The organism is Burkholderia crassaminum (assembly GCF_964265005.1).
GTDB lineage: Bacteria > Pseudomonadota > Gammaproteobacteria > Burkholderiales > Burkholderiaceae > Burkholderia.
This window is the reverse complement of sequence record NZ_OZ183799.1, coordinates 3,313,037-3,326,809: the sequence shown is the minus strand read 5'-3', so window position 1 is coordinate 3,326,809 and position 13,773 is coordinate 3,313,037. Positions and strand designations below refer to the sequence as shown.

Here is a 13,773-nt window from a genome sequence, read left to right as displayed (position 1 = left end):
CCGCCGCGACTCAGTCAGGCGGCGCTTTTGCTTGGTGGCACGGCCGTGCGGCGAAATGTCACAGCGGCCGTGGCGGCAAACGGATCAACGTCCGATCGGCAGGCCGGTCGAATGGATCCAGCCCATCCAGTTCGCGATCAGGATGAGCAGGAACAGCGACACCGACAGCCCGACGCGGGTGGCGAGCGACCAGACCATGCGTTTCGTGTGGCCGCGGTCGTGCATCATGAAGTAGAGCGCCGAGCCCATGCTGGCAATGATGAGGACGAAGGCGATGGGAACGAGTATGTGCATGACACGAACCGGACGACGGCAATTCGAAAGGAAGAGGATAATTATCGCACTTCGCTTTCCGGCACGTGCCGGGCGGGCCGCATGATGAAGATTCGCTGGCTGCCTGCGCTGCTGATTCTCGTCGTCGTCGCGGTCACGATCCGTCTCGGTTTCTGGCAGCGCGACCGTGCGCACCAGAAGGAAGCGCTGCAGGCGAGCATCGAGCGCTACGAGCAGGCGGTGCCCGTCGACGTCGGCGCGCAGCCGATGCCGCTGGCATCGATCGAGTTCCATCGCGTGCGCGCGAAGGGCCGTTTTTTGCCTGAGCAAGCCGTGTTCCTCGACAATCGGCCGTATAACGACCAGCCGGGTTTTTACGTCGTGATGCCGTTTAAACTCACGGGCGGCGGCGTCGTGCTCGTGAACCGCGGCTGGCTGCCGCGCAATATCTCCGATCGCACGGCGATCGAGCCGTTCGCGACGCCCGCGGGCGACGTCGAGATCGTCGGCATTGCGCGCGCCGACGCGTCGCGTGCGTTCGAGCTCGGCGAAGGCGGGTCGGCGGCGCACCAGAAGATCCGGCAGAACCTGGACGTCGCCGCGTATGCGAAGGAAACCGGGCTGGCGCTGCAGCCGTTCGTGATCCAGCAGACGAGCGACGACGGCGACAAGCTCGTGCGCGACTGGCCGGCGGCGACGACCGGCGTCGAGCGCAATTACGGTTACATGTTTCAGTGGTGGGCGATGGCGGCGGCCGCGCTCGGCTTCGGCCTGTACGCCGCGCGGCGTGCGGCGAAGAAGTCGGCCGGCGCGTGAGCGCCATGCCAGGACGCGGCGCCGGCGCCGCGGGTTCGTTTCGAGAGGTCTGATTTGTCCATGCAATCTTCCCGTCAGGGTCCGGCCGCAGCGCCGATCTCGCCGGCGGCCCGCAAGCGCGGGCGCTGGATGCTCGTACTGCTGGGTCTCGTGTGCGCCGCGCCGATGATCGCGTCGTACTTCACCTATTACGTGATCAAGCCGAAGGGCGGCTCGACCAACTACGGCACGCTGATCGAGCCGCAGCGTCCGATCCCCGCGGATCTGCAGGTGACCGACGAAGCCGGCAAGACCGTGCCGCTGTCATCGCTGCGCGGCGTGTGGCTGTTCGTGATGACCGACCGCAGCGCGTGCGACGATGCATGCGCGCAGAAACTCTATTTCATGCGCCAGATCCGCGTTACGCAGGCAGGCGAGCGGCACCGGATCACGATGGTGTGGCTGCGCAGCGATGCGGGCGCGACGCCGCAGAAGGTGCTGGATGCCTATCCCGATACGCGCCGGCTCGTCGCCGACCCGGCCGCGGTGGCCGCGTGGCTGCCGGCCGACGCGGGCACGAAGGACAGCGACCACATCTACATGGTCGACCCGAACGGCAACCTGATGATGCGCTTTCCGAAGGATCCGAACCCCGGCAAGATCAAGTCGGACGTGACGAAGCTGCTGAAGTGGTCGAGCATCGGCTAAGGCAAGACGAGAGGCAAAGAACCGATGTCGTATCTACTGCAACTCGGCCTGATCGGCTTGTGCATCGCGCTGCTGCCGCTGTCGTACGTGTGGGTGAAGGCCGACGACAACAAGTTTCGCAAGCTGGTATGGATCACCACCTTCCTGACGCTCGACCTCGTGATGTTCGGCGGCTTCACGCGGCTGACCGACTCGGGGCTCGGCTGCCCTGACTGGCCCGGCTGCTACGGCACGTCGTCGCCGTTCATCGCGCACGCCGCGATCACGGCCGCGCACCAGGCGATGCCGACGGGCCCCGTCAGCATGTCGAAGGCGTGGATCGAGATGATCCACCGCTATTTCGCGATGGCGATCGGCGTACTGATCATCGCGCAGGTCGTGATCGCGTGGTCCGCAAGGCTGCGCCGCCGCCCGTTGCACGTGTCGCCGTGGTGGCCGACGAGCCTGCTGCTGCTGATCCTCGTGCAGGGTGCGTTCGGCGCGTGGACGGTCACGATGAAGCTGCAGCCGGTGATCGTCACGATCCACCTGCTGCTCGGCCTCACGCTGCTCGGCACGCTCGGCTGGCTCGCGGCGCGGCAGACGCCGCTGCCGTCGTACGATCCGGAAGCCGGCCGCTATCGCGCGGCCGCGCTCGCGGCGCTCGCGCTGCTGGTCGTGCAGATCGCGCTCGGCGGCTGGGTGAGCACCAACTACGCAGTGCTCGCATGCACCGATTTCCCGACCTGCAACGGCCAGTGGATCCCGCCGATGGACTTCCAGCACGGCTTCCACCTGTGGCGTGCGCTCGGGATGACGAAGGACGGCGAGGCGATCACGCAGGACGCGCTGGTCGCGATCCACTGGACGCACCGCACGTTCGCGTTCGTGGTGGTCGCGTATCTGGTCGCGTTCGCGCTGAAGATGCGCCGCTTCGAATCGCTGCGGCGGCCCGCGAACGGCGTGCTGCTGGTCGTCCTGCTGCAGTTCGTGACGGGCCTGACCAACATCGTGCTGCAGTGGCCGCTGCCGGTCGCCGTCGCGCACAACGGCGGGGCCGCGATCCTGCTGCTGCTCGTCGTCATGTTAAACTTTCGCATCCTTTCAAGCCGCCCCGGCCGTGTCGCGCAGCCTGCGCGCGACGCCGCCCCGGCGTGACCGCCCCCATGCAAAGCACCCTTTCCCAATCGCCCGGTAGCCGGTTTTCGCAGTACATGGCGCTGACGAAGCCGCGTGTCACGCAGCTCGCGGTGTTCTGCGCGGTGATCGGCATGTTCCTCGCGACGCCGGGCATGGTGCCGTGGCACGTGCTGATCGGCGGCACCGTCGGCATCTGGCTGCTGGCCGGTGCGGCGTTCGCGATCAACTGCCTCGTCGAACAGAAGATCGACGCGATGATGCGCCGTACCGCGTGGCGCCCGTCCGCGCGCGGCGAGATCACGACGCCGCAGATCCTGGTGTTCTCGGCCGTGCTCGGCAGTGTCGGCGCATGGACGCTCTATACGTTCACGAACCCGCTGACGATGTGGCTGACGATCGCCACCTTCGTCGGCTACGCGGTGATCTACACGCTGCTCCTCAAGCCGATGACGCCGCAGAACATCGTGATCGGCGGCGCGTCGGGCGCGATGCCGCCGGCGCTCGGCTGGGCCGCGGTCACCGGCGCGGTGCCGGGCGACGCGTGGATCCTCGTGCTGATCATCTTCGTGTGGACGCCGCCGCATTTCTGGGTGCTCGCGCTGTATCGCCGCAAGGATTACGAGAACGCGGGGCTGCCGATGCTGCCCGTCACGCACGGCGAGAAGTTCACGCGGCTGCACATCCTGCTGTACACGGTGATCCTGTTCGCAGTCACGCTGATGCCGTTCATCTCCGGGATGAGCGGGGCCGTCTACCTGACGAGCGCGGTGCTGCTCGGCGCGGTGTTCCTCGCGTATGCGTGGAAGATTCATCGCGACTATTCGGACGAACTCGCCCGCAAGGCCTTCCGCTACTCGATCGTCTACCTGTCGCTGCTGTTCGCCGCGCTGCTCGTCGATCACTATGCACGCCCGCTGCTCGGCGTGTAACCGCACGGTTTGAACGCAATGCTCCACTCACGGTTCGGGCGCCGCGCGCGCCAAGGCTGGATGCTCGCATGCGCATTCACGGCAGCACTGCTGCTCGCCGGATGCGACAACGCGCCGAAATTCCAGAATCTCGACATCACCGGCAACACGCAGTTCGGCAGTGACTTCTCGCTGCCCGATACGGCCGGCAAGGTGCGCACGCTCGGCGATTTCAAGGGCCGTGCGGTCGTGATGTTCTTCGGCTATACGCACTGCCCGGACGTGTGCCCGACGACGATGGCCGAGCTGTCCGAAGCGCTGAAGCAGCTCGGGCCCGATGCCGCGAAACGCGTGCAGGTGCTGTTCGTCACCGTCGACCCGGAGCGTGACACGCCGGCGCTGCTCGGTCAGTACGTGCCCGCGTTCGATCCGTCGTTCATCGGCCTGCGGCCGGCCGACGAAGCCGCACTGAAGAAGGTCACGAAGGATTTCCGCGTGTACTACGCGAAGGTGCCCGGCAAGACGCCCGGCAGCTACACGATGGATCACACGGCCGCGAGCTACGTGTTCGACCGCGACGGCAAGTTGCGCCTGTTCGTGCGCGACGGCCAGGGCCCCGGCCCGTGGGTCCACGACCTGAAGCTGCTGGTCGACTGACCGGCAGCCACCGGGCGCCCGGCCCGGTGATCGCGTGACGGCCGCCACGCGCCGTCACGCTTGTTCTCCCCTCGTTGTTTGCATGCGCCGCCCGTCGGGCGGCGTGTCGGCCTGCGCGCGCATCGCGCATGTGTCGCGTGTCGCGTTACGGCAGCGCCGGCACGTTGAAGCCGGATGCGGCGCGCGTGATCCGGAATTCCGTCACGCGATACGTGGCGAGCCCCTCGGTGACGAACGGATCGGTCTTCAGGATCGCGTCCAGCTCGTCGCGATCGATGCGGGCCGCGAGGATCACGCCGCCTTCGCGCGGCACCTTCGGCCCGGCCGCGATGAAGATGCCCTTGTCGAACTGCGGCTGCAGAAATGCGCGATGGCGCTCGAGCGCATCGTCGATGCGCTCGAGCGATGCGGTGTAGTGGATGTCGATGACGTACATGGATGGCCCCCGGAATGATGCCGGCTCTTGGTGCGCCGGCCAGCCGGTCTTTTTAGCACAGCGGATGCGGGTTGTCGCACGGGCGGTCGCGGTGCGGGCGGTCTGCCGATCGGCGGTTTGCCGCACCCGGGCGTATTCAAGTTGTAAGCCTCGGTGCCGTAAATAAAAGGGCAAGCGTTTGCGCGCGGCAGGCCGTTCGCGCGCAGCGTGCGCATCGACATCGACAAAGGCACGCAGATGAGCAGAATGAGTTTGAACCGCAAGCTGTGGCTCGCGCTTGCGCTGGTATGGATCGGTCTCCTGGGCGTCGGCGCATGGAGCGCGTACGAGACGCGCGCGACGATGCTCGCCGAACGCAAGGCGGGCATCGCGAATCTCGTCGACTCGGCGGCCGGCATCGTGAAGGCGTATCACGCACTCGCGCAGAGCGGCACGCTGCCCGAGGCCGATGCGAAGCGCGACGCGCTCGCGAGCCTGGCCGCGATGCGCTACGGCGATTCGGGCTACGTGTTCGTGATGGATTCGAAGCCGGTCGTGCTGATGCATCCGACGCTGCCGAAGCTGGTCGGCACCGAGGTCGGCGACTATCTCGACCCGGACGGCAAGCCGCTGTTCGTCACGATCCTGAACGCCGCGAAGGAAACCGGCAGCGGCTTCGCCGAGTACCGCGGGCGCCTGCCGCACAGCGAAACCGCCGTGCCGAAGATCAGCTACGTCACGCGCTTCACGCCGTGGGACTGGAACATCTCGAGCGGCGTCTTCCTGAAGGACATCGACACCATCTATTACCGGACGCTGCTCGGCCACCTCGCGGTCGTGTTCGTGATCGGCTTCGTGATCAGCGCGGCGATGCTGGTGATCATCCGCAACGTGCGCGGCAGCCTCGGCGGCGAGCCCGACGAAGCGGCCGCGCTCGCGGCGCGCATCGCGCAGGGCGACCTGACGCAGCCGGTGCCCGTGCGCGCGGGCGACCGCACGAGCATGATGGCCGCGATGCACGACATGCAGGCACGCCTGCAGGCGACGATCGGCGGGATTCGCCAGTCGGCCGGATCGATCGCGTCGGCGAGCCGCCAGATCTCGGCCGGCAACGACGACCTGTCGCAGCGCACCGAGGAGCAGGCCGCGTCGCTGGAAGAAACCGCCGCGAGCATGGAGCAACTGACCGCGACGGTGAAGCAGAACGCCGACAACGCGCGGCAGGCGAGCGGGCTGGCGAACAACGCATCGGAGATCGCGCGCACGGGGAGCGACGTCGTGAACCGCGTGATCGGCACGATGGGCGAGATCGACGACAGCTCGCGCAAGATCGCCGACATCATCGGCGTGATCGAGGGCATCGCGTTCCAGACCAACATCCTCGCGCTGAACGCGGCGGTCGAAGCCGCGCGTGCGGGCGAGCAGGGCCGCGGCTTCGCGGTGGTCGCGGGCGAAGTGCGCTCGCTCGCCCAGCGCAGCGCGACGGCCTCGAAGGAGATCCGCGAGCTGATCGTCGCCTCGGTCGAGCGCGTGCGCAACGGGTCGACGCTGGTCGGCCAGGCCGGCACGACGATGGGCGAGATCCTGCAGGCCGTCGCACGCGTGACCGACATCATGGGCGAGATCGCGGCTGCATCCGAGGAGCAGGCGAGCGGCATCACGCAGGTCGGGCGCGCGGTCACGCAGATGGATCAGGTGACGCAGCAGAACGCGGCGCTCGTCGAGGAGGCCGCCGCCGCCGCCGCGTCGCTGCAGGAACAGGCCGCGCGGCTGCGCGACGCGGTCGGCGCGTTCCGGGTCGTCGATGCCGACGGCCTGTCGCCGCGCCGGGCCGGCGGGAAGACGGGCGAGCCTGCATTCGGCATGAAGGCGGCCGACCAGGAGGCGGTGGCGTGATGGGCACAGGTTGATGTGCGATTTACTAAAACGCAACTAACGGCCGAATCGCGCAGCCTCCGCCAGCACCGCTGCGGTGCATACCCATATGAGCGGGATGTATTTCACTTCCCGCCGATCCTGTGACACCATTTGCGCCTTCCTGCGAGTCGGGGCATACCCGTATCGCGCCCCATTTCCAGTAAGCAAGAAAGCGAGAAACAGATGAAGCGTCGCAGTCTCCTGAAGGTATTTTCCGTGCTGGCCACCGGTGCCGCGCTGACGCTGTCGGCAGGCGCGCACGCCGAAGACAAGGTGATCAAGGTCGGCACGGTCGCCGGCCCGGATTCGGAAGTGTGGCAGCTCGTGCAGAAGGTCGCGAAGGAGAAGGAAGGCCTGAACGTGAAGGTCATCGAGTTCAACGACTACGTGCAGCCGAATGCGGCGCTCGACTCGGGCGATCTCGACGCGAACAGCTTCCAGCACCAGCCCTACCTCGACAGCCAGGTAAAGCAGCGCGGCTACAAGATCGTCAGCGCGGGCCTGACCTACATCTCGCCGATGGGTGTGTACTCGAAGAAGTTCAAGGCGCTGAAGGACCTGCCGCAAGGCGCGAAGCTCGCGGTGCCGAACGATCCGTCGAACGAGAACCGCGCGCTGCTGCTGCTGCAGACGCAGGGCGTGATCAAGCTGAAGGCGGGCGCCGGCACGGGCGGCAACAATGCGACGGTACTCGACATCGCCGAGAACCCGAAGAAGCTGAAGATCTCCGAACTCGACGCCGCGCAACTGCCGCGCGTGCTGTCGGACGTCGACGCAGCCGTGGTCAACACGAACTACGCGCTGGCCGCGAACCTGCAGCCGACCAAGGACGCGATCGCGCTCGAATCGCTGACGAGCCCGTACGCGAACCTGATCGCCGTGCGCGCGAAGGACAAGGACCAGCCGTGGGTGAAGAAGCTGGTCAAGGCGTACCAGTCGCCGGAAGTGCGGGAATTCATCAAGAAGCAGTTCAAGGGCTCGATGGTCGCGTCGTTCTGAACGCCGCACACCGGTCGTACCGCTGAACAACAAGGGCCTGCATCGCGCAGGCCCTTTTTCATTGGCGCGGCCGGTCGAGGGCCGCAGGGTGTCTCGTGTTCAGCGCCGGCTCACATCTCGCCGCGCCGCGAGCAGATCGACATGATCTGCTGGATCGCATAGTTGTCGCGCACGCCCGGCAGCGATTGCACGACGCACTCGTGAAAGCGCCGCTCGCGCGGCAGCAGCATCGCGTTGTTGCGGTACAGCGCGTCGCACGAGCGCTGGATCAACTGGGCCGCCGCGCCGTTGCGGCTCTCGCGCAGCGCATTGAGCATGCAGTCGTCGTATTGCGCGCTGCCGTCGGTCAGTGCGAACGCCGCTCCCGGCAGCGCCAGCGCGACAGCCGCGAATGCGATGGCTCGGATCCCCCGTTTCATGTGGCCTCCGATGGCGTGGATTGGGTCGGCCGACAGCATAACGTAAAGCCGCAAGCGCGGCTGACGCGTTGCGCCGGGGCCGGCTGGAACCGCCGCCGGCCGGGCTTCACGCTCGCTCGCGCATGTCGGTGGGCGCTGCGATCCGGGGCGCGATGCGAAAGCGTGGAGTCAGGCGGTGGTCTGCGGAAATGGTATCCTCGTGCGTTCGCCGCTGCACGCCTTCCCGGGGCGTGCGCGGGCCGCTCGCCAACGCGTCGTACGCATGGCGGCGCCCGCCTGACGGCGGCGGGAATCCATCATCCAGAACCGATACAATACGGGGGAGACACACCCATGAAGCGTTTCAAGACTTTCGCGATCCGTTCGATCACGGCCGGCGTGGCCGCACTCGCGCTGGCCGGTGCCGCGCACGCACAGACCGTCAAGGTGCTGTCGATCGTCGACCATCCGGCACTCGATGCGATCCGCGACGGCGTACGCGCCGAGCTGAAGGCGGAAGGTTACGGCGACGACAAGCTCAAGTGGGAATACCAGAGCGCGCAGGGCAACACGGGCACGGCCGCGCAGATCGCGCGCAAGTTCGTCGGCGACCAGCCCGACGTGATCGTCGCGATCGCGACGCCGGCCGCGCAGGCGGTGGTCGCGTCGACGAAGAGCGTGCCGGTCGTCTATTCGGGCGTGACCGATCCGGTCGCCGCGCAGCTCGTGAAGGGCTGGGGCCCGTCGGGCACCAACGTGACGGGCGTGTCCGACAAGCTGCCGCTCGATCGCCAGGTCGCGCTGATCAAGCGCGTCGTGCCGAATGCGAAGACGGTCGGCATGGTCTACAACCCGGGCGAGGCAAATTCGGTCGTCGTCGTGAAGGAGCTCAAGGAGATCCTCGCGAAGCAGGGCATGACGCTGAAGGAAGCGGCCGCACCGCGTACCGTCGACATCGGCCCGGCCGCGAAGAGCCTGATCGGCAAGGTCGACGTGATCTACACGAACACCGACAACAACGTCGTGTCCGCGTACGAAGCGCTCGTGAAGGTCGCGAACGAAGCGAAGATCCCGCTCGTCGCGGGCGACACCGACAGCGTGAAGCGCGGCGGCATCGCGGCGCTCGGCATCAACTACGGCGACCTCGGCCGCCAGACGGGCAAGGTCGTCGCGCGCATCCTGAAGGGCGAGAAGCCGGGCGCGATCGCGTCGGAAACGAGCAGCAACCTCGAGTTGTTCGCGAACACGGGGGCGGCCGCGAAGCAGGGTGTGACGCTCGCGCCGGATCTGCTCAAGGACGCGAAGACGGTCATCAAGTAAGCCGCGGCCCGACCGCCGCGCTTGCGGGCCCGATCCGGGCCTGAACGACACCGCCGGACGGGCGGCTCCCACCCGGGGCCGCCCGTTCGCTTCGCCCGGCCGTACACGTCCGGCCGGGAAGCAACAGGATTTCCCCATCATGTCTCTGTTCTCGTTACTGGGCGCCCTGGAGATCGGCCTGATCTTCAGTCTCGTCGCCCTCGGGGTGCTGATCTCGTTTCGCATCCTCAACTTCCCCGACCTCACCGTCGACGGAAGCTTTCCGCTCGGCGGCGCCGTCGCCGCGACGCTGATCTCCGCCGGCTACGACCCGTTCAGCTCGACCTGCATCGCGATCGTCGCGGGCGCGGCGGCCGGCTTCATCACCGGCTGGCTCAACGTGCGCCTGAAGATCATGGACCTGCTCGCCAGTATCCTGATGATGATCGCGCTCTATTCGGTGAACCTGCGGATCATGGGCCGGCCGAACGTGCCGCTCATCACCGAGCCGACGATCTTCACCGTGCTGCAGCCCGACTGGATGCCCGACTACGTGCTGCGCCCGGCGCTGCTCGCGATCGTCGTCGTGGTCGCGAAGCTCGGCCTCGACTGGTTCTTCTCGTCGCAGCTCGGCCTCGCCATGCGCGCGACCGGCGCGAACCCGCGGATGGCGCGCGCTCAAGGCATCGCGACCGGCCGTGCGACGCTCGCCGGGATGGCGCTGTCGAACGCGCTCGTCGCGCTCGCCGGCGCCTTGTTCGCGCAGACGCAGGGCGGCGCGGACATCTCGATGGGGATCGGCACGATCGTGATCGGGCTGGCTGCCGTGATCATTGGCGAGACGCTGTTGCCGGCGCGCCGGCTCGTGCTGACGACGCTCGCCGTCGTGCTCGGTGCGATCGTCTACCGCTTCTTCATCGCGCTCGCGCTGAACAGCGAATTCATCGGCCTGAAGGCGCAGGACCTGAACCTCGTGACGGCCGCGCTCGTCACGATCGCGCTGGTGCTGCCGGCAACGCGCAAGAAGCTGTTCGCGCGCAAGAACGGAGGGGCCTGACATGCTGTCCGCACAAGACCTGAAACTCACGTTCAATCCCGGCACGCCGATCGAGACGCGTGCGCTGCGCGGGCTGTCGCTCGAGATTCCTGACGGCCAGTTCGTCGCGGTGATCGGCTCGAACGGCGCCGGCAAATCGACCTTCCTCAATGCGATCAGCGGCGACCAGGCCGTCGATGCGGGACGCATCTCGATCGACGGCACGGACGTCACGCGCAAAGCGGCGTGGGACCGCGCGCATCTCGTTGCGCGCGTGTTCCAGGATCCGATGGCCGGCACCTGCGAGGCGCTGACGATCGAGGAGAACATGGCGCTCGCGATGGCGCGCGGCGCGCGGCGCGGCTTCAAGGCCGCGCTCGACCGGCCGTCGCGCGAACTGTTCCGCGACAAGCTGCGGCTCCTGAACCTCGGGCTGGAAAACCGGTTGACCGACCGGATCGGGCTGCTGTCGGGCGGCCAGCGGCAGGCGGTCAGCCTGTTGATGGCGTCGCTGCGGCCGTCGCGGATCCTGCTGCTCGACGAGCACACGGCCGCGCTGGATCCGAAGACGGCCGCGTTCGTGCTGGAGCTGACTGCGCGCATCGTCGCCGAGAGCAAGCTGACGACGATGATGGTCACGCACAGCATGCGGCAGGCGCTCGACTACGGCGACCGCACGGTGATGCTGCACCAGGGGCAGGTCGTGCTCGACGTGTCGGGCGACGCACGCAAGGGCCTCGACGTGCCGGACCTGCTGCAGATGTTCGAGAAGGTGCGTCACGAGCAACTCGACGACGACGCATTGCTGCTCGGCTGACGGGCGGCCGGCGGGCCGGTGCGGTGCGGGGTGCCGCATCGTGCCGGTTCGCGTGCGGGTTGGCGTGTCGGCCAGGCGAATCGGGTCGGCAAATCGGACCGGCGATTCCGCCCGGATGGCGGTGGAGCGCGTTCGGGCGACATGATCCGGCCACGCCCGCTCCGGTGCGGCGTAACATGACTGCCGCGTCGGCTTTCCCGTCGTTTTTCCTCTGACGAAAACCGGTTTCGCACCGATGCTGTGCGACGCGAGCGCATTGCCATATACTGTATATCCATACAGTTGTGGGTGGCGTCATGCTCGCATCCTCCATTTCTCCCGAATCCCTTCATCCGTCCCTCTGGCGCGGTTCCCAGCTCGCGCGCGGCGGCCCGCGCACGATCGATACCGGCTTCGCGTCGCTGTCGGCCGAGTTGCCGGGCGGCGGCTGGCCGGTCGGCGGGCTCGTCGAACTGCTGGCCGCGCAGCCGGGCTGCGGCGAGATGCGGTTGCTCGCGCCCGCGCTTGCACGCACCGTCAGCGCGCGCCGTCCGCTTGCGCTCGTCGCGCCGCCGCAGTCGCCGCATGCCACCGCGCTCGCCAGTCTCGGCGTGCCGGCCGATGCGCTGCTGTGGCTGCGTGCCGGCAGCCGCACGGATGCGCTGTGGGCCGCCGAGCAGGCGCTCAAGACCGGCTGTTGCGGCGCGCTGCTGCTGTGGCAGGACGCGCGGCCCGATGCGCTGCGGCGCCTGCATCTCGCGGCCGCGCGCACGGGCGATACGCTGTTCGTGATGCTGCGGCCGCTGTCGGCCGCGCGGCAACCGTCGCCGGCCGTGCTGCGTGTCGAGCTGTACCCCGTGCCGGGCGGCGTGTCGCTCGACATCGTCAAGCGTCGCGGCCCCGCACGCAGCGAGCCGCTCGTGCTCGACCTGCCGTCGCCCATCGTGGAGAGCCGCTATGCGCGTCTTGCTCGGCATCCATCTGCCGCGCCTGCCGCTCGACGTGTGCGTCGCGCCGCCGTCTGACGGCGCTGCGGACGACGACGCAGGCTGCGCGGTGCTCGAGCAAGGCGTCGTGCTGATCGCCGATGCGCCCGCGCGCCGGCATGGCGTGCGCGCGGGCATGAAGCGCGGCGGCGTGCTCACGCTCGCGCCGCACACGCAGCTCGTCGAACGCGATCCCGCGCGCGAAGCCGATGCGCTGCGCGCGGTCGCGCTCGCGTTGCTGCGCTTCTCGCCGTGCGTCGCGCTCGACGACGAAGCCACGCTGATCGTCGACGTCGGCCCGAGCTTGCGGCTGTTCGGCGGGTTGCCGTCGCTGTGCCGTCAGGTGCGTGCGACGCTCGCGGCGCTCGGTTATGCGGCGCGCCTGTCCGCCGCGCCGACCGGGCGCGGTGCGTGGCTGCTGGCGCGCGTGTCGGCCCGTGCGCACATCCGGCGCCGTATCGCCGGCCAGATGTCGCTCGTTCGTTCGCTCGACCGGCTGCCGTGCGTGCTGCTGCCCGATGCGCGTCCGTATGCGGGCTGGTTCGACGGCCTTGGTTGCCGCACGCTCGCCGATCTGCGCGGCTTGCCGCGCGCGGGGCTGCAGCGCCGCTGCGGTCCCGCGTTGCTGGCCGCGCTCGATCGTGCGTACGGCGATGCGGTCGAGCCGCTGGCGTGGATGGCGGTGCCACCTGTGTTCGACGTGCGGCTCGAATTGCCGGAGCGCGTCGAATACGCGGAAGCCGTGCTGTTCGCCGCGCGGCGGCTCGTCGTGCAGCTGTGCGGCTGGCTGGCCGCACGGCAACTGTCGCTGGCCGCGATGACGTTCGATCTCGAGCACGAACGCGGCCGCCAGGCCGTGCCGCCGACGCCGCTCGAGCTCGCGTTCGCCGCACCCGTACGGGACGAGGCGCATTTCATGCGGCTGCTCGGCGAGCGGCTCGCGCGCGTCGAGTTGCCGGCCGCGGTGATTGCTGTGCGTCTGAAGGCCACGCGCGTCGAATCGGTCGCGCCGCCGGCTGACGATCTTTTCCCCGAGCCGGGCGGCACGCGCGAGACGCGCGCGCGGCTGTTCGAACTGCTGGTCGCGCGGCTCGGCGCGGAGAACGTGCTGCGCGCGGCACCCGTCGCCGATCACCGGCCCGAGGCCGCGAACCGCTGGCTGCCGCTCGATGCGCAGGCCGGCAAGCCGGCCGGCGGGCCGCCTGCGGTGCCGCCGAGGCCCGCGTGGCTGCTCGCCGAGCCGCTGCCGTTGTTGATGCGCGAGAACCGGCCGGTATTTCATACGCCGCTGAGGATGATGTCGTCAGCGGAGCGGATCGAGGCCGGGTGGTTCGATGGCCGGCTCGCCGCTCGTGATTACCACGTCGCGCAGGACGAAGCCGGTGCGTGCTATTGGGTGTTCAGGGAGCGGGCGGGGAGCGAGTCCGAGCCGCACTGGTTCCTGCACGGCTTGTTCGGGTGAACGGT

General features: G+C 68.2%; 15 protein-coding genes. 12 read left to right on the top strand and 3 right to left on the bottom strand.

Translation table 11 applies throughout. The features are described 5' to 3' along the window. Positions 1-84: 84 nt before the first annotated feature. Positions 85-294: a twin transmembrane helix small protein gene (locus ACPTTF_RS15430; protein WP_011353273.1), complete on the bottom strand. Its 210-nt coding sequence runs from the start codon at positions 292-294 to the stop codon at positions 85-87. Between the two features lie 84 nt (positions 295-378). On the opposite strand from ACPTTF_RS15430, the gene ACPTTF_RS15425 reads away from it, so the two are divergent. From ACPTTF_RS15425 to ACPTTF_RS15405, 5 genes are read left to right on the top strand one after another with little or no spacing between them, the layout of a single operon-like run. Then, on the top strand, positions 379-1,089 hold the full coding sequence (locus ACPTTF_RS15425; RefSeq protein WP_423371894.1) for an SURF1 family protein: 711 nt from the start codon (positions 379-381) through the stop codon (positions 1,087-1,089). A 60-nt stretch (positions 1,090-1,149) separates the two neighbouring features. Further along, on the top strand, positions 1,150-1,776 hold the full coding sequence (locus ACPTTF_RS15420; RefSeq protein ID WP_423371639.1) for an SCO family protein: 627 nt from the start codon (positions 1,150-1,152) through the stop codon (positions 1,774-1,776). Between the two features lie 24 nt (positions 1,777-1,800). Continuing rightward, entirely contained in the window at positions 1,801-2,913 is a 1,113-nt protein-coding gene (locus ACPTTF_RS15415) for a COX15/CtaA family protein (RefSeq protein ID WP_166965112.1), read from the top strand. Positions 2,914-2,921: 8 nt separating this feature from the next. After that, entirely contained in the window at positions 2,922-3,824 is a 903-nt protein-coding gene (gene cyoE / locus ACPTTF_RS15410) for a heme o synthase (RefSeq protein WP_085042142.1), read from the top strand. Between the two features lie 18 nt (positions 3,825-3,842). Beyond that, positions 3,843-4,460 carry an SCO family protein gene (locus ACPTTF_RS15405; RefSeq protein WP_423371638.1) on the top strand — a complete coding sequence of 206 codons (618 nt, stop codon included), beginning with the start codon at positions 3,843-3,845 and terminating at the stop codon, positions 4,458-4,460. A 145-nt stretch (positions 4,461-4,605) separates the two neighbouring features. Here ACPTTF_RS15405 and ACPTTF_RS15400 read toward each other — a convergent pair whose 3' ends face one another. Beyond that, positions 4,606-4,896 (bottom strand): YciI family protein, encoded by a 291-nt coding sequence (locus ACPTTF_RS15400; protein ID WP_039346187.1) that lies wholly within the window; start codon positions 4,894-4,896, stop codon positions 4,606-4,608. Between the two features lie 237 nt (positions 4,897-5,133). Here ACPTTF_RS15400 and ACPTTF_RS15395 point away from each other — a divergent pair, with 237 nt between their 5' ends. After that, positions 5,134-6,771, top strand: a complete 1,638-nt coding sequence (locus ACPTTF_RS15395) for a methyl-accepting chemotaxis protein (protein WP_423371637.1) — start codon at positions 5,134-5,136, stop codon at positions 6,769-6,771. A gap of 204 nt (positions 6,772-6,975) precedes the next feature. Continuing rightward, positions 6,976-7,791, top strand: a complete 816-nt coding sequence (locus tag ACPTTF_RS15390) for a MetQ/NlpA family ABC transporter substrate-binding protein (protein WP_423371636.1) — start codon at positions 6,976-6,978, stop codon at positions 7,789-7,791. A 110-nt stretch (positions 7,792-7,901) separates the two neighbouring features. Here the strand turns inward: ACPTTF_RS15390 and ACPTTF_RS15385 are convergent, their stop codons facing one another. Continuing rightward, positions 7,902-8,210, bottom strand: a complete 309-nt coding sequence (locus ACPTTF_RS15385; RefSeq protein WP_021164244.1) for a VF_A0006 family four-cysteine protein — start codon at positions 8,208-8,210, stop codon at positions 7,902-7,904. A gap of 333 nt (positions 8,211-8,543) precedes the next feature. Here ACPTTF_RS15385 and ACPTTF_RS15380 point away from each other — a divergent pair, with 333 nt between their 5' ends. The 5 genes from ACPTTF_RS15380 to ACPTTF_RS15360 all read left to right on the top strand — a co-directional run bounded on the left by ACPTTF_RS15380 (position 8,544) and on the right by ACPTTF_RS15360 (position 13,768). Beyond that, positions 8,544-9,509 carry an ABC transporter substrate-binding protein gene (locus tag ACPTTF_RS15380; RefSeq protein WP_027789070.1) on the top strand — a complete coding sequence of 322 codons (966 nt, stop codon included), beginning with the start codon at positions 8,544-8,546 and terminating at the stop codon, positions 9,507-9,509. Positions 9,510-9,648: 139 nt separating this feature from the next. Next, the gene (locus tag ACPTTF_RS15375; protein WP_128846758.1) at positions 9,649-10,545 is read left to right on the top strand and encodes an ABC transporter permease; all 897 of its coding nucleotides are present in this window, start codon (positions 9,649-9,651) and stop codon (positions 10,543-10,545) included. A gap of 1 nt (position 10,546) precedes the next feature. Beyond that, positions 10,547-11,341 carry an ABC transporter ATP-binding protein gene (locus ACPTTF_RS15370; RefSeq protein WP_423371635.1) on the top strand — a complete coding sequence of 265 codons (795 nt, stop codon included), beginning with the start codon at positions 10,547-10,549 and terminating at the stop codon, positions 11,339-11,341. A 296-nt stretch (positions 11,342-11,637) separates the two neighbouring features. After that, a complete protein-coding gene (gene imuA / locus ACPTTF_RS15365; RefSeq protein WP_166965100.1) occupies positions 11,638-12,345 on the top strand; it encodes a translesion DNA synthesis-associated protein ImuA in 708 nt (235 codons plus the stop codon). Continuing rightward, positions 12,278-13,768, top strand: coding sequence for a Y-family DNA polymerase (locus ACPTTF_RS15360; RefSeq protein WP_423371634.1), 1,491 nt, complete (start codon positions 12,278-12,280; stop codon positions 13,766-13,768). The genes imuA and ACPTTF_RS15360 overlap by 68 nt, the downstream gene beginning before the upstream one ends. The last annotated feature ends 5 nt before the right edge of the window (positions 13,769-13,773 follow it).

Coding starts and splice junctions, on each gene's coding strand:
- ACPTTF_RS15430 (WP_011353273.1), bottom strand. CDS start 294: ATGCACATACTCGTTCCCATCGCCTTCGTCCTCATCATTGCCAGCATG.
- ACPTTF_RS15425 (WP_423371894.1), top strand. CDS start 379: ATGAAGATTCGCTGGCTGCCTGCGCTGCTGATTCTCGTCGTCGTCGCG.
- ACPTTF_RS15420 (WP_423371639.1), top strand. CDS start 1,150: ATGCAATCTTCCCGTCAGGGTCCGGCCGCAGCGCCGATCTCGCCGGCG.
- ACPTTF_RS15415 (WP_166965112.1), top strand. CDS start 1,801: ATGTCGTATCTACTGCAACTCGGCCTGATCGGCTTGTGCATCGCGCTG.
- cyoE (WP_085042142.1), top strand. CDS start 2,922: ATGCAAAGCACCCTTTCCCAATCGCCCGGTAGCCGGTTTTCGCAGTAC.
- ACPTTF_RS15405 (WP_423371638.1), top strand. CDS start 3,843: ATGCTCCACTCACGGTTCGGGCGCCGCGCGCGCCAAGGCTGGATGCTC.
- ACPTTF_RS15400 (WP_039346187.1), bottom strand. CDS start 4,896: ATGTACGTCATCGACATCCACTACACCGCATCGCTCGAGCGCATCGAC.
- ACPTTF_RS15395 (WP_423371637.1), top strand. CDS start 5,134: ATGAGCAGAATGAGTTTGAACCGCAAGCTGTGGCTCGCGCTTGCGCTG.
- ACPTTF_RS15390 (WP_423371636.1), top strand. CDS start 6,976: ATGAAGCGTCGCAGTCTCCTGAAGGTATTTTCCGTGCTGGCCACCGGT.
- ACPTTF_RS15385 (WP_021164244.1), bottom strand. CDS start 8,210: ATGAAACGGGGGATCCGAGCCATCGCATTCGCGGCTGTCGCGCTGGCG.
- ACPTTF_RS15380 (WP_027789070.1), top strand. CDS start 8,544: ATGAAGCGTTTCAAGACTTTCGCGATCCGTTCGATCACGGCCGGCGTG.
- ACPTTF_RS15375 (WP_128846758.1), top strand. CDS start 9,649: ATGTCTCTGTTCTCGTTACTGGGCGCCCTGGAGATCGGCCTGATCTTC.
- ACPTTF_RS15370 (WP_423371635.1), top strand. CDS start 10,547: ATGCTGTCCGCACAAGACCTGAAACTCACGTTCAATCCCGGCACGCCG.
- imuA (WP_166965100.1), top strand. CDS start 11,638: ATGCTCGCATCCTCCATTTCTCCCGAATCCCTTCATCCGTCCCTCTGG.
- ACPTTF_RS15360 (WP_423371634.1), top strand. CDS start 12,278: ATGCGCGTCTTGCTCGGCATCCATCTGCCGCGCCTGCCGCTCGACGTG.